This window comes from Lactobacillus sp. ESL0703, assembly GCF_029433435.1.
Classification (GTDB): Bacteria; Bacillota; Bacilli; order Lactobacillales; family Lactobacillaceae; genus Lactobacillus.
The window spans coordinates 99492-122947 of record NZ_JAQTIB010000002.1 but is presented as its reverse complement, the minus strand read 5'-3'; the positions used below and the strand labels follow the sequence as shown (position 1 = coordinate 122947).

The 23456-nt window shown below is 37.9% G+C and carries 20 protein-coding genes, 1 CRISPR repeat array and 1 riboswitch; of the genes, 4 read left to right on the top strand and 16 right to left on the bottom strand.

Features of this window, described 5'->3' with window-relative positions; genetic code table 11:
- Position 1 precedes the first annotated feature (1 nt).
- From casB to tenA, 6 genes are all read right to left on the bottom strand, one after another.
- The gene (gene casB, locus PT278_RS03110; RefSeq protein ID WP_277130178.1) at positions 2–826 is read right to left on the bottom strand and encodes a type I-E CRISPR-associated protein Cse2/CasB; all 825 of its coding nucleotides are present in this window, start codon (positions 824–826) and stop codon (positions 2–4) included.
- An 8-nt stretch (positions 827–834) separates the two neighbouring features.
- Complete coding sequence (locus PT278_RS03105; RefSeq protein ID WP_277130176.1) at positions 835–2538, bottom strand: type I-E CRISPR-associated protein Cse1/CasA; 1704 nt, start codon at positions 2536–2538, stop codon at positions 835–837.
- Complete coding sequence (cas3, locus tag PT278_RS03100; RefSeq protein ID WP_277130175.1) at positions 2531–5290, bottom strand: CRISPR-associated helicase Cas3'; 2760 nt, start codon at positions 5288–5290, stop codon at positions 2531–2533. Before cas3 ends, PT278_RS03105 begins: the two co-directional genes overlap by 8 nt.
- 1389 nt (positions 5291–6679) lie before the next feature.
- A complete protein-coding gene (locus PT278_RS03095) occupies positions 6680–7291 on the bottom strand; it encodes a LexA family transcriptional regulator (RefSeq protein ID WP_277130173.1) in 612 nt (203 codons plus the stop codon).
- Between the two features lie 48 nt (positions 7292–7339).
- A CRISPR array of direct repeats spans positions 7340–8951; the repeat unit is 24 nt; unit sequence CACCCCCACACACGTGGGGAATAC.
- 87 nt (positions 8952–9038) lie between these two features.
- Complete coding sequence (locus tag PT278_RS03090; protein WP_277130170.1) at positions 9039–9950, bottom strand: EamA family transporter; 912 nt, start codon at positions 9948–9950, stop codon at positions 9039–9041.
- Positions 9951–10061: 111 nt separating this feature from the next.
- On the bottom strand, positions 10062–10724 hold the full coding sequence (gene tenA, locus PT278_RS03085; protein WP_277130169.1) for a thiaminase II: 663 nt from the start codon (positions 10722–10724) through the stop codon (positions 10062–10064).
- A gap of 500 nt (positions 10725–11224) precedes the next feature.
- On the opposite strand from tenA, the gene PT278_RS03080 reads away from it, so the two are divergent.
- From PT278_RS03080 to thiE, 4 genes are all read left to right on the top strand, one after another.
- On the top strand, positions 11225–12190 hold the full coding sequence (locus PT278_RS03080) for an AEC family transporter (RefSeq protein ID WP_277130166.1): 966 nt from the start codon (positions 11225–11227) through the stop codon (positions 12188–12190).
- 135 nt (positions 12191–12325) lie between these two features.
- Positions 12326–12427: riboswitch (TPP riboswitch) on the top strand.
- Positions 12428–12515: 88 nt separating this feature from the next.
- Positions 12516–13304: a hydroxyethylthiazole kinase gene (gene thiM, locus PT278_RS03075; RefSeq protein WP_277130164.1), complete on the top strand. Its 789-nt coding sequence runs from the start codon at positions 12516–12518 to the stop codon at positions 13302–13304.
- 11 nt (positions 13305–13315) lie between these two features.
- Positions 13316–14119, top strand: a complete 804-nt coding sequence (thiD, locus tag PT278_RS03070) for a bifunctional hydroxymethylpyrimidine kinase/phosphomethylpyrimidine kinase (RefSeq protein WP_277130162.1) — start codon at positions 13316–13318, stop codon at positions 14117–14119.
- A gap of 12 nt (positions 14120–14131) precedes the next feature.
- Positions 14132–14788, top strand: a complete 657-nt coding sequence (gene thiE, locus PT278_RS03065) for a thiamine phosphate synthase (RefSeq protein WP_277130161.1) — start codon at positions 14132–14134, stop codon at positions 14786–14788.
- A 49-nt stretch (positions 14789–14837) separates the two neighbouring features.
- On the opposite strand, the gene PT278_RS03060 is transcribed toward thiE, so the two are convergent.
- The 10 genes from PT278_RS03060 to purB all read right to left on the bottom strand — a co-directional run bounded on the left by PT278_RS03060 (position 14838) and on the right by purB (position 23456).
- Positions 14838–15260: a hypothetical protein gene (locus PT278_RS03060; protein ID WP_277130159.1), complete on the bottom strand. Its 423-nt coding sequence runs from the start codon at positions 15258–15260 to the stop codon at positions 14838–14840.
- 2 nt (positions 15261–15262) lie between these two features.
- Complete coding sequence (locus tag PT278_RS03055) at positions 15263–15469, bottom strand: helix-turn-helix transcriptional regulator (protein ID WP_277130158.1); 207 nt, start codon at positions 15467–15469, stop codon at positions 15263–15265.
- A 162-nt stretch (positions 15470–15631) separates the two neighbouring features.
- Positions 15632–16114, bottom strand: a complete 483-nt coding sequence (locus PT278_RS03050; RefSeq protein WP_277130156.1) for a PTS glucose transporter subunit IIA — start codon at positions 16112–16114, stop codon at positions 15632–15634.
- A gap of 5 nt (positions 16115–16119) precedes the next feature.
- Positions 16120–16614, bottom strand: coding sequence for a hypothetical protein (locus PT278_RS03045; RefSeq protein ID WP_277130154.1), 495 nt, complete (start codon positions 16612–16614; stop codon positions 16120–16122).
- Positions 16598–17401, bottom strand: a complete 804-nt coding sequence (locus PT278_RS03040; protein WP_277130152.1) for a MurR/RpiR family transcriptional regulator — start codon at positions 17399–17401, stop codon at positions 16598–16600. The genes PT278_RS03045 and PT278_RS03040 overlap by 17 nt, the downstream gene beginning before the upstream one ends.
- Positions 17402–17496: 95 nt before the next feature.
- On the bottom strand, positions 17497–19122 hold the full coding sequence (locus PT278_RS03035) for an alpha-glucoside-specific PTS transporter subunit IIBC (RefSeq protein ID WP_277130150.1): 1626 nt from the start codon (positions 19120–19122) through the stop codon (positions 17497–17499).
- A gap of 20 nt (positions 19123–19142) precedes the next feature.
- Positions 19143–20486 carry a 6-phospho-alpha-glucosidase gene (locus PT278_RS03030; protein ID WP_277130148.1) on the bottom strand — a complete coding sequence of 448 codons (1344 nt, stop codon included), beginning with the start codon at positions 20484–20486 and terminating at the stop codon, positions 19143–19145.
- A 309-nt stretch (positions 20487–20795) separates the two neighbouring features.
- A complete protein-coding gene (locus PT278_RS03025; RefSeq protein ID WP_277130147.1) occupies positions 20796–21557 on the bottom strand; it encodes a LiaF domain-containing protein in 762 nt (253 codons plus the stop codon).
- On the bottom strand, positions 21557–22012 hold the full coding sequence (locus PT278_RS03020) for a LytTR family DNA-binding domain-containing protein (protein ID WP_277130146.1): 456 nt from the start codon (positions 22010–22012) through the stop codon (positions 21557–21559). Before PT278_RS03020 ends, PT278_RS03025 begins: the two co-directional genes overlap by 1 nt.
- 148 nt (positions 22013–22160) lie before the next feature.
- Positions 22161–23456 (bottom strand): adenylosuccinate lyase, encoded by a 1296-nt coding sequence (gene purB, locus PT278_RS03015; RefSeq protein WP_277130696.1) that lies wholly within the window; start codon positions 23454–23456, stop codon positions 22161–22163.

Here is a 23456-nt window from a genome sequence, read left to right as displayed (position 1 = left end):
ATTATTCTCCTTCAATTTCTTTATTTGAGTTAGCTACTTTAAAATATTGTTCACCCCATGACAAGCGAACTTTACCAGCAGAATGATAATTTTTTTGAAAATCATATAAATCCTGAGCTAATAAAGGATAATCAATTTTAGATGTTTGATTAGTTGCCTTCAATATTTCTACTAGATGTGTCAGCGAATTAATCACGCTATTAATGTTATTTGTGGCTAATAATGGTTGAATACGTCGATCCAAAGCTGCTTTAACATCTTCATCCGCTCTTAATTTGGCAAGTGCGGAAAACAAGCTTACACCATCAGCTTTTTTAATCTTATTTTCTGCAGAATCACCGGAAACCAATTTTCCAGCACTTTCTTTATCGGTCTCCAACTTTTTTATTAGATCTGTTAAGGAACCAATAACACCACTAACAGAAGCGGTTGCTGGTGCTAACTTAATGCGTCGATCAATAGGTTTTCTAATATTTTCATTCACTCTCAACCTAGTTATAGCATCAACTAAGTTTACACTATCAATTTCTACAATCTTTTTTCTCGAATCACCATAAACTGATTCATCCCTGCCTTGCTGATGAATCGCATAAAAGCGTACCGCAGCAAAAACCGCAATTTCACCATTTGTTGGCTCACCATTTTTACTCAAAAATTGTTCTGGTAAATGTTTCATTAATAATGGCAAAACATTCTGTGCCCGTTGACTTGTAATCGTTGCGGCACTTCGTAAGCTTGCTAAAGCAGCCCTGTCCAAATTACCATCATCATAAAGTTCGTCGATAATTTTAGCTGTTACTTTTCTTATTGCATAATCATATTCCATGTAAGTCATCACTCCTTTTTGAACATTGTATTAACCCGATATCTAAAGTAATCATCAATCGTAAAGATATTTCTCAGACCCTTATCGGTAAAAATTCCTTTTTGGTCACGTGATGAACTGGTATCCATAACCTTTTGGGCTTCAGTAAAAGCATGCTTTCTGAGCTGTTTCTCCCAAAGAAGAAGCTTTTCCCCATGCTCATCTTGATTAGTTAATCCTGCAAGCCAATCTTTAAACGGCTGATTTAACCCATAATAGAACTTGGAACTTAAGCGATTAGCAAACTCCTTAAGTGAATTATCCTTAAATCCGCGAATTTCACCAATATCCCAAGCAAACTGCCGAAAGTATGTGCCAACTGTCTGGGTCTCTTCAATCATTGCTTCAATTTGTGCTGGCCAACAATTTTCACTATCTTCATCAAAAAGAACATCGGCATTAATACTCATATCATCAACAACTTCAGCGACTGGTGACTGCGATGTCGCATTACCATCATCAATTAAGTCCACTGATGCCAGTGTCAATAATTTATCACGTGGAATTGCTGTCTGCCCTTTAAGTAAACGCAGCCAAACGACAACTCCTGGCTCACTGTTATTATGAGCCTTGTTAGCATTAACGTAATTACCAAAGTTACGCCACATTGCCTTACCTAATGACTGCAATCCTCTAACTGCTGGCCGATAAGCTGCTGTCTTTTTATCATATTTCCAGACAGTCATTGGTTCAATCATTGCGTTATCACTGACGATTTTTGGTAATCCTGCACTAAAGATGGTTGGCACGCCATCTTCATTCCATTCGATATGCAAAATTCGTGACCAACTTGTATACAATTCTGCAATGTTATTTGGTAAAAGATTTTTCTTGCGTTCAGTAATATATTCTTTTGCACTTGAATATTCCCAGACCGGTCTTTGAGGTGCTGGTTCTTCTTGACCAAATAAGACTAGGTTCAACATCAAAGTTTCAAAGAGCGTCTTACCTTGAGCAAAAACCGGGTTTAACTTATACAGCCATCCAGGTGAAACTGAAAATTTATCATCAGCCTTAATCTTGGTTTTATCAGTTACACCCGTAAAATTCTGGTACGTAATCAGCCATCTAGCCAATTCATCAACTGCAATTTGGTTTTTACTTTCACCAGCTTTTGGTGCAAAAAGTGCAGGAGTATTGTTACTTTCAGAAATCCGGCGATTAATTTGCTTAACTGCTACTGTTCCCGTACCTTTAGCAACTACCTTATTGGCTGGCACCAATTCGTCATATTCAGCTTTGGTCACCTGATAAAAAGGATGTTCCCCAAAGAAAGCAAATTTATCAGAATAATGCTCTAAATACTTAATGACAATATCTGTAAATTGACCTTTTTGGTATAACTTTTGCCAAGTTTTTACTACTGTCTGTTTAATACGACTCTTAGGATAAAATTTAATTATCGTAGCATCTGACAAAAATTTCTCGGTACCATTTTCTAGCCACTCGTAAGGTTGGCCATCTGCATCAAAACGCGAATACACCGTTGTTAAAATTGCTAATAACAGTCGCATAACTGCCAAATCTTGTGCTCGCATTTCACCAGCTAATTGCCGGTAATTTTGGGCATTTTCAAATAATTCAATTAAAGACACTTTTTGCTCTCGACCGGTTTGTTGATCGATTACTTTAAGCCAAGAATCTGTAACTAGATTAAAGTCTTTTTCAATCATCATCATCATCCTTTGTATAACTTAAACCAAACTGCTCAGAATACTGCAATGTCCACTTACCAAGAGTAGTTGTTAAATTCTCATCTAATGGCAAGGCTAAAGCACCCTTAAGCCAAACACTATTTTGCCAATCGGCACAGTATTCATTAGTAAGCTCTTCTAAGCGTTTAATTACCGCTTCAATTTCATTAGCATACTGGGTAATTGCAGTTGGCAGCCTAATTATTTGCTCTGAAATATCATAATCTGAGACCTGAGCCAAATTTTGACCATTAATTAAGAAATTACCCTTAGTTGTATGCTTAATTAAGATAACTTCAATTGTTTCCTGAATATCACGGACAGACGCACTAGCCTTTTGTTCATCCTTATCTACATCTAATTGGTCATAATTCAACCAGCCATGAATTGATTCTTCAGGATCAGGATCATCAATTTGAAAATCACTGGCTTTTTGTTCCTCTTTTTCAATATAAAGGTTAAATTCTTTTTTTGCTTTTTCAATTCCATTAATTTCAGAATCAGTTTTAGGATTATAAACTTGTTGGACAAGATTAGAAATATCATCAGGTAAAGTAATCTGCTCTGGCAAAAAGTGATCCGTCTTCATCAATAAATATTTGTGATAAATGCTTTCATTAGCTGGACCATAATCACCAAAGTCATTAATTCCCATTACATAGAGTTGCGGCTGCTCTAAACCTTTAGGTCTAGCAATTTCATGTCGATGCAGCCGGCCCGCACGCTGCAAAATCAAATCAATTGGTGCAATATCCGTATAAAGGACATCAAAATCAATATCCAATGATTGTTCTAAAACTTGAGTCCCAATTACAACCAATTTTTCTGGTCGCTTACTTTTTTTATCAATTTTACCAATTGCATCTTGCAATTTTGTTTCCTGCTTTGTTCGCTCTGGCGCTAAAAAAGCAGAATGTAAGACCATTAATTCGACATCTTCTTGCGCAACTAGTTTAGCCAATGATTGCGCGCGTTTAACCGTATTAACAATAACACCAGCTACTCCGCCTGCTTTTATCTTGTCTAAAATGTCGGCTACCAATTCCTCATCAGGCAAATTAATTCTGCTAACTTGCAGCTTTTGTGTTTTTTGGTCGCTTTGACCGGGAAATTCTGAAATTTGTTTTAATTGACAGCCATCAAGAATGCTTACTAATGGATATGCTTGATTGTTTTCCCAATCAGCTGGTGCCTTAAATTTTAAAGCAAATTGCCAGCCATACTTGCCAATTAAATATGATTGGATCAATAACTTTCTTTTTTCTGTTGGTAATGTTGCTGAAAGAATAACAATCGGAACATGATACGTACCTAACCATCTAATTGCCTTATACAAATATTGACTCATGTAGGCATCATAAGCATGAACTTCATCAATCACGACTACTTTCCCACTCAATCCTAAATGCTTTAAGAAAAGATGTTTCTGCTTTAATCCCATTGAAAGAAGGTTATCAATCGTGCCAATTGTAAACTTAGTTAAAATCGACTTCTTCCCAGAAAACCAACTATTAACTGTGATTGCTCCTTTATCTGTATCGTCTACCACATTTTCGGCATCAGGTAACTTCTTATATTCATCGTCAAATGCTTTTCTGCTGTGCATTAAATCAATTGAAAAGTCGCCTTTTTGTTCATCAGATAATTTTTGCAGCCAATGTTCAACTCGGCTAAACATTGCATTACTAGTTGCCTGCGTCGGCAAGCCCATAAATAAACCATCTGCACCGGTAATGTACGCGAGCTGTTCAACAGCAACCAAGGCTATCTCGGTTTTGCCCAGCCCCATAGGTGCTTCCACAATAACCATTCCTGGATCAGTTGTTTCACCAATTGCTTTAGTTATTGTTCTTTGAACAGGTCTTGCTTCAAAGCCCCATCTCTTTTCATACGGATCAGTTGCTTCAGAAACTTTTTGCGGCTCCCATTCTTCGCTAAGGTACCAATTATGCATTGCCTTTTCAAAACGTTCTTCCATATTTAAATCATACCAAGTTTGATCTAAACTAATTAATGGAAAGAGGTCTTCACCATTATTGGTGTGTTCGCTTGAAGCCAGCCAATCTGCCATAATAATTAAGCCTTCCAATATCACGGCTTGTGGCTGAGTAATGTTCGGTATATCGGTGGCACTTTCATAACCAGCTGTTGCTAAACCATAGTCAAATAATTCTTTTTGAACCTGCTGCCAAGGCCTTTGCAGAGCTTTATTTTGATCGCTTTGGTAATAATTAGCTTTTTGGTTTCCAATTTCATTATACGGGGCATCTGCTTCTGGCTTACCATGATGGCCGCCAATTAATGCAGCAACATTTTCAGGCACGCCAAATTTTAATAGCAATGCTTCTCCAGCTCGATTATGAGGAGACTCTTTTTGCAAAGGTAATTGCAAATCATCAAGACCAGAAAACCCCTGCCTTATTAACTTTTCAATTAATTCAGAATCTAGATTTTTATCATTGGCATATGATTCTTTAGTTTGAAAAGCTGGCGTGGCCTTTCCAACATCATGGATAAAGCCCAAAAACTTAATTAATTTATGAATTTCATCATCAGATAAATTGCCCTTTAAAAATTGACGCTGATTATTGGATAACCAATGATTATATAAGAAATTAATTACCTTTTTAGTATCAGTTAAATGAGCAATTAATGGTAACCAACGCTGTTGACCGTTTTCGGTGTTTTTCTTAGCCCACAGGGCTAGAGTTTTTTTTGATAATGCTGGCATACTTTACGTTCCTCCTCAATTTTATTTTAATAAGCATTATTAAATTTATTAAAATATATACCCAATAAAATATAAATGCAAACGCTTTTTCAGAATAAATTTAAATAAATAGGCTATGACATTATGCCATAGCCTATATCACCCCCACTTATGTAGGGAATACCATATTTATAAGTATTATTGACGGATGACCCTCATACATATAAGGAATACATCTTTAATTATAACATCTTTAAATAATGTAAAAAGTTAAGACTGTCTCAACAAAACAAGGAACATTTGCATAAAAACATTATCAAATCGGATCTTATATTGTTATAAAAAATTATGAGCTTTCGAATATTTCACAAACTAGACCAATTTAAAAAAACCCAGGAAAACCTGAGCTTTTAACAGCTGAACTACTTACGCAGTTTGTCAATAATGTCTTTGACATCATCGAGTACATCTTGAATTTTTGCAAAGACAAGATACAGCACAATCAAATTAAATAAATCACGCACGAGTCTCACCTCCTTTGAGCAAGTTGACTAGACTTGCCTAGAATGTGCACTTAGTGTGCTATTCTATTTTACCAAATTATATAGCTGTGATATACTTAAAGTACAATCAAATTAATATCTCAGCACGAGATACTTAGCGTGCATGCAAATCGACTACTTGCAAGGCGCCTGGGGCGGTTATAGCGACCGCCTTTTTTGTTTACAGAAGAAATATCAAAATCAATCCCACGCACATGTGGATAAAATTATTTACTAAACTTGATTAACCATAGTCATTCATCATTTTCAGTTTTTTTCTTCACCCATAAAACCAAAATTTCATTTTGATAAATTAACATATTTACCTCCTTCAAATTTTTATATATTTATTTGTTATTAAGTTTACTATATAATATAAAATGATTTATTGCAAGTGCTTTTAAAAAATAGGCTATAACATTACATCATAGCCTAAATCACCCCCACATACGTGGGGAATACCATATTTTTATTTGTCATTAACGGATGACCCTCATACATATAAGGAATACATTTATAATTATAACACATTTAAATAATGTAAAAAATTAAGACTGTATCAATAGAACGAGGAGCATTGTAGAAAAGATTATGAGCTTTTTAACAGCTGAGCTACTAACACAGTTTGTCAATGGTATATTTGATATCATTAAGTATACACATCTTGAATTTTTGCAAGCGCAAGCTTCCGCGTAAAGAGCAGTGACCTGTTAATGGTTAAACTAATACCCGCTAGTGTCGTAAACTAGAGCGGTTATTTTTTCCAAGCAGAAACACAAGATCAATTATAGCGTACCCTGTTCTTAGAGCCTGCATAGGTCATTCAAAAGCCACTTACTACTTTAAAGTAATAAGTGGCTTTTTTCTTTTATAAAGTTCCAACATAATTAATCGCTTTACCAATAATTTGATTTTCTCCTAGAATTTGAGGCTTGTATTTACTATTTTCAGGAATAAGCCATGTTGTACCTGCTATTTTTTCAATTCGTCTAAATTTAATATCTTGGTCAACTAAAATAGCTGCAACTTCATTACTATCAACTTGTTCTTGCTCATGAATCATGATAGTTGCACCGTTAGGAATACGCGGTTCCATTTGGTCATTACTATTTTTAGCAGAAAATAAAGTTCCATTAGGAATTTCTTCTAGATAAGTTGAAACATGACCAATTACATTATTTGTACTTAGAATGGGACTAACCAAATTTTCACTTTTTAATAGAATTGTTTTAACTATATTTTTTTGTGATGATTTTAAACCCACTATATTTTCGTTCACACCCAAAAGATCATTAACACTCGTATGCAAAGCAGTAGCAAATTTAGGAGCACGATTAACTGAAAATTCACGGGTTTTACTGAAATATCGTGAAACCGCGGATTTAGACATGTTTACACGTCTAGCTAATTCTGCAATAGATACATTTTGTTCTTGTCTAAGCTGATCTATATAATCAATAATTTCTTTGCTAGTTCTCATAAATAAACAACCTCACTTGTTTAATATTATAAATATAGTGTAGTTTCACTCCCCCATACACGTGGAGAATACTATTATCGAGTTTGCTTTCTATGATGCGAACCGAGGATCACCCTCACGTATGTGGGGAATACACAAGTCCTTGAGATTTTTATCCTTAGACAAAAAGATCACCCCACCTGTGTGGGGAATACCTTCTGTCATGTCTTTTGCGTTTGCGTAGTCAAGGATCACCCCCACGCATGTGGGGAATACAACGCTTGTCGGATATGACTTGCAAGAGCATGAGGGATCACCCCAACATACGTGGGGAATACGGTTTCGTAATCACATTCTTCCCCAATCTTGCAGGATCACCCCCACATACGTGGGGAATACCCAACATTGTAGCTGTGTTTTGCCGTATTAGCAGGATCACCCCCACACACGTGGGGAATACTGATCCAAAATTTTGGGTTCAGATAGCCAAAGAGGATCACCCCCACACACGTGGGGAATACTTGCCCATATCCAGTGAGCTACAGCCGAAAGAAGGAGCACCCCCACACACGTGGGGAATACTTGCAGCTATCAAAGAAGACATTGCTGACTACGGGAGCACCCCCACACACGTGGGGAATACGTTTCTTGCGTGCTTGTAGCTTCTGATGTGATAGGAGCACCCCCACACACGTGGGGAATACTTTTCTTCCAATTCATCTAACCAATGACTTGCAGGAGCACCCCCACACACGTGGGGAATACTTAGCATCAGGTAAATTGCCATGCCATGAAGCAGGAGCACCCCCACACACGTGGGGAATACTTGAAAGCAAGCTGAGAGCAGAGAGCCGGGGAAGGAGCACCCCCACACACGTGGGGAATACTTCACTCATCGCTGTCGTCCTCATCACTAACTAGGAGCACCCCCACACACGTGGGGAATACTATTGGATCGTATTCAGGAACACTGACTTACCAGGAGCACCCCCACACACGTGGGGAATACCAGTTAAGGCAAAGAACCTGCCTGATTGATACAGGAGCACCCCCACACACGTGGGGAATACGTCAATTGAATGACCAAAGTTACTAAGATTGGAGGAGCACCCCCACACACGTGGGGAATACTAATCGCTGTAATTTGCCCCTGTAAATTACTTAGGAGCACCCCCACACACGTGGGGAATACTACAAAACTTTGCTACAAGCTTAGATACTGATAGGAGCACCCCCACACACGTGGGGAATACTCCCACGTCCCACCTTCGCCGTCATCATCGTCAGGAGCACCCCCACACACGTGGGGAATACTGGGGTAAAAATGATGAAGAAAAATTCACATATAGGAGCACCCCCACACACGTGGGGAATACCTGCCCAGAACGCTCACGTTGACAATAACATGAGGAGCACCCCCACACACGTGGGGAATACGTTTCTTGCGTGCTTGTAGCTTCTGATGTGATAGGAGCACCCCCACACACGTGGGGAATACAACACGTTTCTGGAGCTAATAAAGTCGCTAAAAGGAGCACCCCCACACACGTGGGGAATACGCAAATTTTTGTGCCTTTTTCCATAAGTCCAAAGGAGCACCCCCACACACGTGGGGAATACTCAGAAACTTACGGAAAAATTGATGGCGATAAAGGAGCACCCCCACACACGTGGGGAATACAGTAAAAGATCCCAGTCATAGCAGCATCCTCAAAAAGAAGAATATACTTTTTTCATTAGTTTGTAAATTTCAATTTATGATTACTTACTATAAATTTTTATGCTTCTTCTTTGGCGTAATATTTAGCGCCATCGCAGCGGCAACCACTAATAGTGCACCAAGCCAATCAAGCGGCGTCATAATCAAACCAAAGCACAAAACCGACCCAATTGTTGCAGACAGCGGCTCAAAGGCATCAAGCAAACTAGCCGTTGATGCCTTAATAAACCGCAGCGAATTGGTCATCAACTGAAACGGAATCAGCGTGCCAATTACGATTACTACGCCAACAGCCAACCAAACTTGTCCAGTTAGATGCACATGTGGCCATACAGGATGAATAATCGTTAAACAAATTCCAGCAGAAAGCAGTCCCCACCCTGTAACTACCAGGCTGGAAACACGATGCAGCACACTAATCGGAATTAACGTGTTAGTTGCCACACCAATTGCCGCCAATAACCCCCACATCAGTACTTCCGGCGTCAAGGCAAAATGGCTAAAATCGCCATGAGTTGCAAGCAAAATAACACCAATAAATGCGGTAACTGCAGCGAGCATATCCAACACACGCAAGGTTTGTTGGTGGCGCAGAATTAAATACGCCATCACAAAGAATGGTCCGATAAACTGCAGAATTGTAGCTATTGCTGGATTGGCCTTTTGCACAGTAATAAAATAAAACAGTTGCACTGGCAGTAAGCCGAAAATACCGTACGCAATAATTATCCAGGCGTCGTGCTTATTTTTCATAGTTGCTACCGGCTTTTGTCCGACAATCGCAGCAACTATTAATAAAATCACACCTGAGACTACCATTCGCACCTGCGTAAGCCAAATCGGCGTAATTTCCGGACTTAAATTAAATAACGACTTGGCAAATAGACCTGAAATTCCCCACATAACACAGGCTAAGCCCGCAAGAAAGGCCCATAAATGTCTCTTCTTAGCTGTTACCATTTCTAACTCTCCTTTTTTATTATAACTTCCCTATAATATCAAAAAATTCTTGCAAGCTGAACTAACTAAAAAAGAAGCATGTCTACTCATGCTTCTTTTTGCTTACCATTTTTAAGCCCATTCTTGCTGCTCATACGCCATCTGCCAAAATTGCAATTCATAATAGCTGCTGCGAACAAAAGCCTGCTGCATTTTTTCCCGCTCATCTGCAGAACCAGAATCAGCTAATGTATTCGTCAACTGTAAAATTCGCTGCACATTAGCTGCATACCACTCGCCATCATAGGTATCAATCCACTCTTGATAATACGAAACAGGCGAGCCGCCAGTTGCTAATTTTTGCCCAATTTCTTGATACAGCCAATAGCAAGGCACAAGTGCAGCAACAGCCGGAGCGATACCATCCCGCGCCAATGTCATCTGCAAGTGATTAACGTATGCATACGCAGTCGGCGCAACTGGCGTTTGCGCAATTTCAGCTGGCATAATCTGCAATTGCTTAAAAAAATTCTCGCGCACTGCCATCTCGCTATCCTTCAAGTCCTGCGCCATCTCAAGTAAAAACTGCTCAGTCTGTTGGCCATCCGTTTTTGCTGCAATCGCACGGTGAAATTCACTAAATTGATTTAAATAATACCGATCTTGTAATAAATAAAAGCGAAATTTGGCCAGCGGTAATTCCCCACTTTGCAATTCCTGCACAAATGGATGCTTCATACTCTTCTGCCATAGACTGCTCGCTGCTTGGTGTAACTGGTCCGTAAATTCTGTCATGATTATCTCCTTAACTACTAGTTTGCTTTTAATATTTTGCCGTCACTAACTCAATAATTTATTTTATTATAAGGCTAACAATAAATTTATTACACGGTTAAAGTGTAAAATTGTTGCTATTAAAAATACTTATTGTATTATATCTGAAGGGCAATTACGGCATGAGGAAACTAGTTTGGCTAAAGAAACATGCGCGCAACTTATCTTAGTAAGACTACCAGTATTTACATTGCCAAATAGTCTTAAATCCAAAAGTAGCTCGCAAATAACGAATCTTGTTAACAAACAAGGTTCGTTATTTGATGATACCCCCGAGCTTACTAATGGATAAGTGAAATTGCTAGTGCTATATTTTTGCCACTAGTTCCTCAGCCATAATTACCATCAAACTGTAATTGATTAAGGTTTAGCCGGTGAAAGATAACTGACGCCAAAAGAGCCATTCAAGAAACAACGTGGATGCCCAAATATTAATTACCTACAGAAAGAGGAAACTTTTTATGCAAGTCTTTTTGACATCTGTATCAAGCGTAGTTGTGATTATCTTAATCATGGCCCTCGGCTTTTTACTAAAACAATTTAATTGGATTGACGATAAGTTTGGTAGTGAAATCTCTAGTATTATCACTAAGATTGCCCTGCCAGCTTCAATCTTCACTGCTGTTATGAAGAACCTTAGCCGCGGCAGCCTGCTGCAATTATCAACCGAATTATTATTCCCAGCTTTGGGTGTGATTATCGGTTATCTTATTGCTTGGCTAAGCATTAAGGTCTTCAAAATCCGTCCTGGCCGCCGAGGAATTTTTATGAATGCCGTGGTTAACGCCAACACCATCTTTATTGGGATGCCCCTGAACATGGCACTGTTTGGCGACAAAGCCATGTCTTACTTTTTGGTATACTACATTATCAATACCGTTTCTACTTGGGCATTTGGCGTTTTCTTAATCCAAAACGACGACCCGACTGCTAAAGATAAGAAGACTAACCACAAGATTAACTGGAAAAAGCTATTGCCAATGCCACTTGTTGGGTTTATTGTTGCTTTGGTCTGGATGCTATTAGGGATTCCTGTACCTAACTTCTTAAACTCAACGTTAACTTACGTTGGTAACTTGGTAACCCCACTGTCACTGATCTATATCGGAATTGTCCTACACGATGCCGGAATTAAGAACGTTAAGTTTGACCGTGATTCAATCTTAGCATTAATTGGTCGCTTTATTGTTTCACCAATCATTTTGATTATTTTAATTAAAATCGGAACAAATGCCGGCTTTAATTTACCGAGCTTGATGCGCCAAACTTTAGTTGTCCAAGCAGCAACGCCAATGTTAGCTGTTTTACCAATTTTAGCCAACGAATCACACGGCGACGTTAAATACGCAACTAATATTGTGGTTGAAAGTACAATTCTCTTCATTATCGTCGTTCCGATTTTGATGACGATTTTACAATTTATCTAATAATTAAAAATACTTACTTAAAAGACTTACAAAAAGCCCAGCTCTGATAACACAGCTGGACTTTTTTACTGCTAAAAATAACACAACATTGACTTTAGCATTGTATTATTCATTAAAAGCCGTTATAATTGGAAGCGATAACACGAGGGGGGCCTTTTAGGCTGAGATGAAACACCGTTTCAGACCCTTTGAACCTGTAAGCTAATACTTGCGCGAGGAACGTGTCAACTACCTATTGCTTTGACACAATTATGTGTCAAAGCTTTTTTATTAGTTTAAAGTCGTGGTTCGGAGGACTTCTTCAATAATTTTTAGGAGGAAGATTATGCAGTTAGAATTATTAGACAAGTTGCGCCAAGAGAACCCTGTTGTTCTCAACGCCGCTAATTTCGTTACTGTTCAAGACGTTGCCAACGGCTTAAACGCAATTGGAGCTTCGCCCATCATGAGCAGCGAAATTGATGAAACCGACGAAATGGTCAACATGGCTTCAGCCGTTGCTATTAATATGGGCAGCTTAACTAAGCTGCAAATTGCACACATGAAAAAAATGGGTGATTTGGCTCGAGAATATCATAAGCCGATTGTGCTGGACCCTGTTGCAGTTGGTGCTGTAGATTACCGCCTTAATATTGCTCAAGACCTATTATGGAACTTCCACGTTGGCGTTATTCGTGGTAACGCTGGTGAAATTGCCGCATTAGGTGAATTTGACTGGCAATCTAAAGGTATTGATGCTGGATCAGGAGCAGGCAACCTTGATGAGATTACCAAGGAAGTAGCCAAAAAGTACCACTGCACTGTCATTGCCAGTGGTGCAACTGATACAATTAGTGATGGCACTAATGTTGTTCATGTTCATAATGGTACACCGCTATTCCAAGCCCATGTAGGTTCTGGCGATATGTTAACAAGTATCGTCGCTGCCTTTTGTGCAGTGACCGACAGTCGCTTCGAGGCCGCTCAAGCTGCAACGCTTGTTTTCGGTTCAATTGGACAACTGGTCGTTCAAGATCATCCCGATGTTGGCCCTGGCAGTTTTGGCATGTATCTCATGGACTATTTAGCAAAAGTGCAGATTGCTGATATTGAAAAAATTGCTGATTATGATTAAGGAAGTATTTTATGGCAGAAGAAATTAATTCATTCCCTCAAGTTCTGACAATCGCAGGTACAGATTCCGGCGGTGGCGCCGGCATTATGGCCGATATGAAGACTTTTCAAATGCAAAAAGTCTTCGGCACGGCAGTTGTAGTTGCCGTTACTGCGCAAAACACACTGGGCGTTCAATCATCACACTTGCTTCCACTGGAAATGATTGATGCACAATGTGCATCTTTAGCCGCCGACTTTAAAATCCGCGCGACAAAAACTGGAATGCTCGGCGATGCTGCTCATGTTCACCAAGTTGCTCTAAACTTACAGAAATATGACTTTGGTCCCGTGACTGTCGATCCCGTCATGGTAGCCAAAGGTGGCGCTCACTTACTAAGTGAAGATGCAGTTGCCACTGTCAGAAATGAGTTGTTACCACTAGCTAACCTAGTAACGCCCAATTTACCAGAAGCACAAGTATTAACCGGAATGACCGTTACTTCTGAAAAGCAATATCCCGATCTTGCCCGTTCACTGCAAGACATGGGCGTTAAGAACGTACTAATTAAGGGTGGCCATTCAAGTGCTGAAGAAGTAAGCGACTTTGCCCTACTTGAAGACGGCTCTAGCTTCTGGGTCAGCAGTCCGCGAACCCATACCAAACGCACACATGGTACTGGTGACACTCTAGCCGCTGCAATTACTGCCCAGCTTGCTCTCGGTCATAATCTAACCGATGCAATTAAACTTGCCAAAAAATACGTTACCAAAACAATCGAGCAGACAATCCAAGTGGGACATGGTCACGGACCACTCAACCACTGGGCCAAATAGATAGGAAAAATAATGCAAAAGTTTAATGCAAACATGCTTCGTGCTTACTTCATTTGCGGTACTCAGGATTTACCAGCTGGTAAGACCTTGCCAGAAATCGTCGAAGAAGCACTAAAAGCCGGAATTACCGCCTTTCAATTTCGTGATAAGGGAGCTGGCTCAACTTTAAGTTCTGGTGAGCGATTGCCCATGGCTCAAAGGCTGCACAAACTCTGCCAACAATATCAGGTGCCCTTCTTTATTGACGATGATGTTGCCTTAGCCAAGGCAGTTAATGCCGAAGGAATCCATGTTGGCCAAAGTGATGAAGCTATTCAACAAGTTATTAATGAAGTTGGCAGCCAAATGATTGTGGGTTATTCCTGCTCAACTCTAGCTGAAATTGAAACTGGCGATCAACTTGCTGGTATTGATTATTACGGCAGCGGACCAATCTTCACAACTCAATCCAAAGATGACGCTGACCCTGAAATTGGGCTAGCTGGCCTTGCCAATTTAGTAACTAGCAGTAAACGGCCAATCGTCGCAATTGGCGGTATCACAGTAACAGACTTACCTAATATCGCCAAGACTGGCGCTGCTGGTGCATCTGTAATCTCAATGATTGCCCAAAGTAGTGACATCAAGAATACTGTTAAAGCAATGCTTGATGCACCGTGGCAAAATTAACTTATTTTCTAAATACATGTTTAAAATCACGCCATAGTGCGTGATTTTTTTAATTCTTTCGTTCTTCAATAATCGTAAAGATTATTCCTAGAATTAAACTAATATTCCAATAAAATATTGAAATACCCGCGATTATTCCCAAAACATCCTGCTGAAAGACACCGTACAAACACAAAAAAATTAAGCCGGTACCTAATACTAACCATTCCATCCATTTAGCTACTCGTGCACCAGCAGCATGTTCAATATAACTGTCGCGTTCGTCATCATCTAACATATCTCTCTTACCCTTTTTAATATCCTGCCAATTAAAAAGGTACCCTGAAGCACAAAGTAGTAACAATATTGCCCAAATAATGTGCTTCACTCTATATGCCGCATCTTTATCGTGAAATACTATCACTACTTCAAGTATACCCATTACTAAAAAGACCAAACCATAAATAGCAGTGCGCAGTAATTTTTTCTTCATTATCAATTCTCCAAATATTCTTTTAAGCAAAATAAATCTTCAATACTTATGCCAAAAAAGCATGCCAATTTATATGCTAATAACAATGATGGCTTGTATTTGCCTTTTTCTACAGAAATAATTGTTCGTTGGGTCACACAAACTTTACCAGCCAATTCTTCCTGAGTTAATTTATGTTCTAGTCGTAACTTTTTTACTAAATTTGGCATTATTTTCATCTCTACATTCAATTATCGATATGAAGCTTACTTCATATGAAGCTAGCTTCATATTAATTCTTTTACTGATAAAAATCAATCATAAATAAAAAATGCACAGCTTTATAAAAATAAAGCTGTGCATCTTAAATTCAATTATTTATAAGCGAAAATTTAGTCATTTAACTTAATTGTTTGTACTTCACTATTATGTATTACATTCCCCGTGACAATTTCAGAAACATCTTTGACTAAATCCATATTAGTATAAACAACAATTATTGTATCGTCATAACCAGCTGCCTTAACCATTTCAAGATCCATATCAGCAAGCTGCATACCTTGTTGAACAGTATCGCCTTCCTTAACCATTAATTTAAACGGTTTTCCCTCTAAATTAACCGTATCTAATCCCAGATGAATTAAAATTTCCAAATTATCTTTTGTCGTAATCCCAATTGCATGCTTAGTCGGAAAAACGGTTGTAATCGTTCCTGCTACTGGAGCATAAATTTCGCCGTTTTTTGGCTCAATAGCATACCCGTCACCTAACATTTTTTCAGAAAAGACGTCATCTTTAACAGCGGTAATAGGAATTAATTGACCATCAACCACTGCATTAACAGAAATGCCCTTCTTTTTAAATAATTTAAACATTCTCATTACCTACTATTCTTGACTTTCAACAATATAATTATTGCTGAACAGATACTAAATAAAAATACAAATGCAATTGAAATAGCTTTAATTAACCATTCACTATTTTCTTGCCAGCCTTTTTTAACCGAGCGTAAACTAATTAATCCGAATAATGCCAAAATTGAACAAAACAGATTACCAACTAGCAACTGACCAATAAACTGACAAGTCATAAAAAAGCGATAATTATGGTTTTTATATAAAAAATCATCCTTTTTCAGCCATAAGTAGTAGCCCAAAATAAAATCAGTAATGATAATTATTACATCTACTGCAACAAACGGTGACTTCATTATTGTCATTACATCACTCTTGGTAATTGCTACTTCCAAAACCATAAAGAAGCAAAAAAATAGTGGTATTAGTAATAACGCACAAATATATGTAATTAAAATCCTACTAGTATTTAAATGTGCTTTATCTAAAAACTTAGTTACCCAATTATTTATTTTGCTCATCTTTCTTCTCATCTTGTTTATCAACCCAAATACCAAACTTATTAATTAAAAGATCTACTAACGAATAAGCTAAGATAAAAGATACACTGTTATCATTATTGGTAAACTTAACTGTTGGATAGTAAAAATTATAATCTGACAAGGAAGCTAACTTACTTTGTTTTAAATCAGTAAAAGAAACATAACGAAACTTGTTGTTAACCAACTCAAATTTGCTTAATTCATCATTAATCTCTCGATTATCACCAGTATAGGAAATAATAAATAATAGATCGCCTTTTTCGGCAATCTTACCCACCATTTCCAATTCACTTAAAGCAGCAGGTAATACAATTGATGAAATACCAAAAAGTAATAATTCATGAGAAAGATAATTTGATAAAATTTGCTGAATCCAACCCGTTGAATAAATATAAATATTATTAGCATTACTCAAATCGGTATAAAATTTATCTAAATCAAGGGACTTGAAATATTTACTTAGATTTTCTGTTTCCTTTGCTAAATCAGAGTCAAAATTATTCTTAGAATTGTCATAGTTTGCAGCTTGCTCCTGTTCTAGAGAAACTTCATTTAAATAAAATTTAAGTTCACTATAGCCGCTTAATCCTAAATGTTTGCACAAACGAAAGATTGCAGATTTAGAAACATATAATTTACTTGCTAGTTCAGATAAGCTCAAATTTTTACATAATTTGGCATTATTGAGAACAAATTGAATGATCCTTATTTCAGAATCATTCAATTTGCTACTTTTTTGATAAATTAAAGATTTTAGTTTTGACATTAATAAATATTACGCTCCATATTAAATAGTTACTTATACATTATAACTTTATTTCAATGCATAAAAGCGTTTTATTTAAATTATCCGATTAACAACTAACCTTCATTAATATCATCTTTCCTTAATTCCTGCATTGCTTCAAGAACCTGAGCAACATCTAGTCCAACGATAACTTGGATAGCCTTGCCATGATGAACTACATTGATTGCCTTAGCGGCCTTAAATTGCGCATCTGTTCCTAATTTATCAGGATCCTCAACTGAAACACGCAACCTAGTTGCACAAGAACTTAATTCCTTAATATTCGAACTACCACCGAGTAAGTCGAGAAAAGCAGTTGCTCTAGTAATATATGGATCAGTTTCAACAGAATTATTATTTACTTGTTGATCTTGACTAGTCTTTTTAGCTTCATATTCTTTCTTATTTAATAAATGAACATCTTCATCATCTGCTTCACGACCTGGTGTTGCATAATTAAACTTTTCAATCATAAATTTAAAGACAAAGAAAGTAATAATCGCAAAGACAATTCCGACTGCAAACTGTACCATATAAGTTTGCCAGTGATTACGCCATAGCGGAATCCAATTTTCAGCCGCCATGTCAATACCACCTAGTGTAAAGTTACCAACAACACCTAAACTAAACATTACAGTATTCATTGTTGCTGCAAGAACGGAATAAACAATCCAAAGAACAGGTGCAGCAAACAAGTAAGTAAAATCAATTGGTTCAGTAATACCAGCAAAGAAAGAAGTAAGTGCAGCTGGTATTAATAATGCTGAAGTTTGCTTTTTCTTACTCTTTTTAGCTGTTGCATAAAAGGCCAAACAAATAATTGGTGCAAGGAAAATCTTTTCATTACCCCATAGTTGGAAGCCCATTTGTGGCGCCAACTGTTTTAGCGGATGAGTACTTAAAGCAAATTGTGTTAAGTGTTTTAACCAAAATGGTTGAAGTCCCCCTGCAACTACTGCAGGTCCATATTGAAATGGAATATAAACTAAATGATGTAGTCCTGTAGGAATTAAAACTCGATTCAAGAAGTTATAAATCCAGACGCCAATTACACCACTATTAAGAATGAATTTTTGCAGTCCACTAATCCCTAATTGGACTTTAGGCCAGCCCCAGCAAGTTAAAAATGCCAAAGGTATCATTGCAAAAAAGCCAAGTATGTAAACGAATGTGGAACCTTGAAAAGTACCTAACCATTCTGGCAATTTTTTATCAAAATAACGATTATGAAGCCAAATTACAATTCCAGCGACAACTAACGCACCAATCATACTGGTGTCTAACGTCTTAATTCCGGCAATTTCAGTCAATCCATGATTAGTAGAATTATCAATTATTTGAATATTAGCAAAATTAGGAATACCAAAGCTTGCACCCCAGTGTGTCAAAATAGCGCCAATAAAATAGTTATAAGTCATATAAGTAATCAAAGCTTCCATTGCGGCTCTACCCTTAGACTTATTAGCAAGTCCGATTGGTAAACCAACAACAAATAACAATGCTTCTTGCTTAAAGACTGTCCAACCACCAGCAGTAATCGTATCCCAAATAGAATTCCAGGTTGTCCCCGGATTTGCTAAGGAACCAAAAACTGCTTGGTTAGTAAACAAACTACCTATTGCAACAACTATTCCAGCAAAAGAGAATAAAAGCACTGGCACAAACATTGCTGCACCAAATTTTTGAAACTTCTGCATCATAAGCAATCATCCCCTAACACTTATTTCAGTTCTGGCCAATATGGTTTATTTACAGGGATCATGTCATCAAGAATCTTTTTAGCAACTGATGCATCAGGAACTGTCTTATTTAGAGTAAAGGCTTGTAGCATCTTTGTGTAAGAGTGTTGTTCATAAGCATCGACAACTAATTTTTCACAGGTTTGCTGTTCCATCATCATGCCGCGTTGGAATCTACCAGCTTCACCTGTTGCCATTGGTTGAATACCATCAGCACCAAATAAACATGGAACTTCAACAATTGAATCTGGATCCATATTTGAAATTGCGCCATTATTTGCAGTATTGGCAAAGAATTTTTCATGCGTATTAAAGGCAATTGCATGACAAATATCAACAATATAATTCGAGTGTTCAGCGTTTGCTTCCCAAATATTTCCTTTAGCAGTTCCTGCCTTAACAATTCTTGCACATTCATCAAAGACAATCTTTTGCCGATATTCACGAATTTCGTCAGTTCTAGTATGCTTAGGATCTGCATTAGCAACTTCATATTGTGGGAAATAGTAATATTGCATGTAAGTGTTTGGCAAAGTTTCTGGATCTAATTCATAGCAATCCTTGGCCTTCTTAAAGGTTTCAGCCCAACTCTTTTCCAAATCCTTGTCGAAGTCGCCGCCAATCCAATAACCTTCTTTAGCAGCATGTTCTTTAAGTTGCGGCAATAAATCTTTACCTGTGTTTTTATCACGAACTTCTTTCCACCAGCCAAAGTGATTAAGTCCATAGTAATTAACATCAAGATCATGGTAGTCATTTAAGCCGCAAATACGTGCCATTCTAGTCATAATTTCAATTGGCATATCACAAATATTGATTACCTTAGAGTTAGGTCTAAATCTACGGCAAGCTTCTGCAACAATTGCAATTGTATTAGAGTAATTAATCATCCATGCATCTGGCGAATATTTTTCCATATAGTCAATGATTTCAATGATTGCAGGAATGGAACGCATACCATAAGCCATTCCTCCAGGTCCTGTTGTTTCTTGACCATTAACGCCATATCTTAATGGGATTTTTTCATCAAGATCACGCATATGATACTTACCAACTCGAATTGATCCCATGACAAAGTCAACATCTGTAAAAGCTTCTTCTGGATCAGTTGTATATGAGAATTCAATTTCTGGAGCGCGTTCCTTCATAATAATGGCACATGCATCGCCAATTTTCTTTTGTCGCTCTGCATCGTTATCGTAAAACTTTAATTTTCTAATCGGAAAACGATCTTGATTAGCAATCAAACTCAATACAAAACCTGGGGTAAAAGTACTACCACCACCAGCAATTACAACGGAATATCGTTTATGATTTTCAGACATTATTTTCTCCTTAACAGTTTATCGCTCAATTTGAGCTATTCATTCTTCTAAGCTAGCTTACAATTATATTTATATCATTATTTTTATAATTTGTATCCGCTTTCTTAGAAAGTGAATAAGCATTCCAGGACTTGAATTACGTGTTTCACTTTGAGAAATATTTTTCAGGACTACTAATTAAATATAAATCCACAAAACAAAAAAGCTCTAATTAAAATAATTAGAGCTTTACATAGTTTGACTTCTGGTTATTATTTGGTAACAATTTTCAAAATATATTTAATAAAACTAGTAGTTGTAATTCGTGATTTAAACATAATTAATCTTGATATCGCCAAACTTGCTGCTGCCAGTCAATACTAAAGTTGGGCCACCGCCATTAGAAGTGCCATTAATCTCAACATCGCCAAAAGTTGACGACATTTGGTCATCAACCTGCCACGACAACGGAATATACAGCGAAACATCACTCATTGATGAATTAATATCTACAATTACCGTATCAGAAGCTGCTTTAGCCGCATCAAGATAGACCTTGGCATCCCCCATTAGTGAATTAATCGTCACACTGCGCAAACTTTGTGAACGAACGTACCGCGAAACATCAGACAATTTTTGATTAACCACAATATCTTCTTCGTCAACATTTTTACTGCTGCTACCAAAAACATGATCGGCATGAAATGACTTTTCTGGTCCCAACTTTGACCAATTACCATCGACCTTGTGACCATTGATATAAACATGCGTGTTGTGTGTACCTTTGTAAAAAATCATGTGCAATCCCCCCGTAATTAGACATGCCGCAAGTAAGACTGTCCATGGTACAATCTTAGTGATTTTAAGCGGCTGCGCATACACAATTAATAAGAAGGCAATTGAAAAAATTGTGCCGCCAATACTGCGATTAGCTAGACCTTCAATTAAGCATGCGCCAAAAACAATTGTCCAAAAAATCGTCCAAAAATTTAGTCGAAATGAAAACAAATTTAACTGGTTCATGATTAAAAAGATTGCTGCCCCTAATAGTGCAATTCCCCAGAATAGTTCTTTAATCTTTTGTTTTTTCATTATAATGACCTTCTCTCGTTTAATCGATCACTCAAGCTGTGGTAATAATGGCGTGACACGTAGACAGTTTTGTAAGTATCATGAAAGTGCACCTGACAATTAGTAATTGACCGCGTCAATGAATATACCTGTTTTAAATTCAAAATTGTGGACTTGGACACCCGCATAAACTGACTGCCCAACAAATTTTCTAATTCATATAACTTATAATTAACACTGAACGAATCGCGGCTCGTATGTGCAATCACCTGCCGATCTTCTGTTTCAAAAAATAAAATGTCGGCTAAATCTAGGTAATACGAAACATCGTCCTTGTAACATTCAAGCTGGTCAGGATTATCACTCCCTTCTTGCAGCTGCCGATAAATCCGTTCAACCTCTGGCGATAATTCATTTGCCTGAATTGTTACTATTGGTTCAGTTAACTTAGGATCAAGATCAATTTTCACTTTCACGATTCTCACCTGCCTTTCATAATTCTTATTAAACGCTAATTTAAAAAGAAAATCTACCCTCTTTAACCAAGTGGTCGTTTAATATGCGCAAGTGGCAATTGCAGCTAACTCAATTAAAAAAGCAGACTTGTTTAAGTCTGCTTTTTTATTATTCAAGTCCTACTTGATGAAAGATTTCATCAACATGGCGCAAATGATAGTGATAATCGAAGGCATCAGCTACATCAGCTTCTGACAAATAAGTCATAATCTGGCTGTCTTCAACTAACTTTCTAAAAGAAATACCGTCTTGCCATGATTTGGTTGTCAACTTTTGTACCATATCATAAGCTGCTTCGCGTGATAAGCCTGCCTCATCAATTAATTTCAACAGCAACCTTTGTGAATAGATTAGACCATAGGTCTTGTCCATATTCTTGAGCATTGTTTCTGGAAAAACATCTAGGTTAGACAAAATTCGATTAAAACGGTCAAGCATGTAATCAATCACAATCGTTGTATCAGGCAAAATTACCCGCTCAGCACTTGAATGTGAAATATCACGCTCGTGCCAGAGAGTAACATCTTCATAAGCTGTCACAACATTACCGCGTAAAACGCGCGCCATCCCACAGAGATTTTCACAGCCAATCGGATTACGTTTATGCGGCATTGCCGACGAACCCTTTTGACCGGCACGAAAATGTTCCTCAACCTCATGAATTTCCGAACGTTGCAGACCGCGGATTTCCGTTGCCCAATTTTCAATGCTTGTTGCAATCAATGCCAAAGTAGCAATGTACTCCGCATGCAGGTCACGCGGCAAAATTTGACTAGTTATCGGCTGGCGCGTTAAGCTCAATTGCTTCATGACACTAACTTCAATTGCCGGCGGCACGTTGGCAAAAGTACCAACAGCACCAGAAATTTTACCGGACTCAACGCCTTTAGCTGCATGTTCAAAGCGATCAATATCCCGGTTAATTTCGGCATACCAGCGGGCAAGTTTTAAGCCAAAAGTTGTCGGCTCGGCTTGTACACCATGTGTCCGTCCCATCTCAACCGTATTTTTATATTTACGAGCCTTAGCTGCAATGGTTTCTTTTAACGTAAGCAAATCTTGACGAATAATCGTATCTGCCTGCTTTAGCAAGTAACCTTGAGCTGTGTCAACTACATCGGTTGAAGTTAAACCAAAGTGAACCCACTTTTTCTCAGGGCCAAGACTCTCAGAAACGGCCCTAGTAAAAGCCACGACATCATGGTGGGTTACTTGTTCAAGTTCAGCAACGCGCTCTGGTGTAAAACTGGCATTTTTAGCAATTTTAGCCGCATCAGCCGTGGGAACTTCTCCCTCTTCACTCCAAGCATTAGTTGCCGCAACTTCGACCTTTAGCCATGCGGCATATTTATTTTCATCTGTCCATATTTTGCCCATTTCTGGGCGAGTGTAGCGTTCAAGCAT

What these genes read in the sequence shown, in the direction of transcription:
- casB (WP_277130178.1), bottom strand. Translation starts at nt 826, where the DNA reads ATGGAATATGATTATGCAATAAGAAAAGTAACAGCTAAAATTATCGAC.
- PT278_RS03105 (WP_277130176.1), bottom strand. Translation starts at nt 2,538, where the DNA reads ATGATTGAAAAAGACTTTAATCTAGTTACAGATTCTTGGCTTAAAGTA.
- cas3 (WP_277130175.1), bottom strand. Translation starts at nt 5,290, where the DNA reads ATGCCAGCATTATCAAAAAAAACTCTAGCCCTGTGGGCTAAGAAAAAC.
- PT278_RS03095 (WP_277130173.1), bottom strand. Translation starts at nt 7,291, where the DNA reads ATGAGAACTAGCAAAGAAATTATTGATTATATAGATCAGCTTAGACAA.
- PT278_RS03090 (WP_277130170.1), bottom strand. Translation starts at nt 9,950, where the DNA reads ATGGTAACAGCTAAGAAGAGACATTTATGGGCCTTTCTTGCGGGCTTA.
- tenA (WP_277130169.1), bottom strand. Translation starts at nt 10,724, where the DNA reads ATGACAGAATTTACGGACCAGTTACACCAAGCAGCGAGCAGTCTATGG.
- PT278_RS03080 (WP_277130166.1), top strand. Translation starts at nt 11,225, where the DNA reads ATGCAAGTCTTTTTGACATCTGTATCAAGCGTAGTTGTGATTATCTTA.
- thiM (WP_277130164.1), top strand. Translation starts at nt 12,516, where the DNA reads ATGCAGTTAGAATTATTAGACAAGTTGCGCCAAGAGAACCCTGTTGTT.
- thiD (WP_277130162.1), top strand. Translation starts at nt 13,316, where the DNA reads ATGGCAGAAGAAATTAATTCATTCCCTCAAGTTCTGACAATCGCAGGT.
- thiE (WP_277130161.1), top strand. Translation starts at nt 14,132, where the DNA reads ATGCAAAAGTTTAATGCAAACATGCTTCGTGCTTACTTCATTTGCGGT.
- PT278_RS03060 (WP_277130159.1), bottom strand. Translation starts at nt 15,260, where the DNA reads ATGAAGAAAAAATTACTGCGCACTGCTATTTATGGTTTGGTCTTTTTA.
- PT278_RS03055 (WP_277130158.1), bottom strand. Translation starts at nt 15,469, where the DNA reads ATGCCAAATTTAGTAAAAAAGTTACGACTAGAACATAAATTAACTCAG.
- PT278_RS03050 (WP_277130156.1), bottom strand. Translation starts at nt 16,114, where the DNA reads ATGTTTAAATTATTTAAAAAGAAGGGCATTTCTGTTAATGCAGTGGTT.
- PT278_RS03045 (WP_277130154.1), bottom strand. Translation starts at nt 16,614, where the DNA reads ATGAGCAAAATAAATAATTGGGTAACTAAGTTTTTAGATAAAGCACAT.
- PT278_RS03040 (WP_277130152.1), bottom strand. Translation starts at nt 17,401, where the DNA reads ATGTCAAAACTAAAATCTTTAATTTATCAAAAAAGTAGCAAATTGAAT.
- PT278_RS03035 (WP_277130150.1), bottom strand. Translation starts at nt 19,122, where the DNA reads ATGATGCAGAAGTTTCAAAAATTTGGTGCAGCAATGTTTGTGCCAGTG.
- PT278_RS03030 (WP_277130148.1), bottom strand. Translation starts at nt 20,486, where the DNA reads ATGTCTGAAAATCATAAACGATATTCCGTTGTAATTGCTGGTGGTGGT.
- PT278_RS03025 (WP_277130147.1), bottom strand. Translation starts at nt 21,557, where the DNA reads ATGAAAAAACAAAAGATTAAAGAACTATTCTGGGGAATTGCACTATTA.
- purB (WP_277130696.1), bottom strand. Translation starts at nt 23,456, where the DNA reads ATGCTTGAACGCTACACTCGCCCAGAAATGGGCAAAATATGGACAGAT.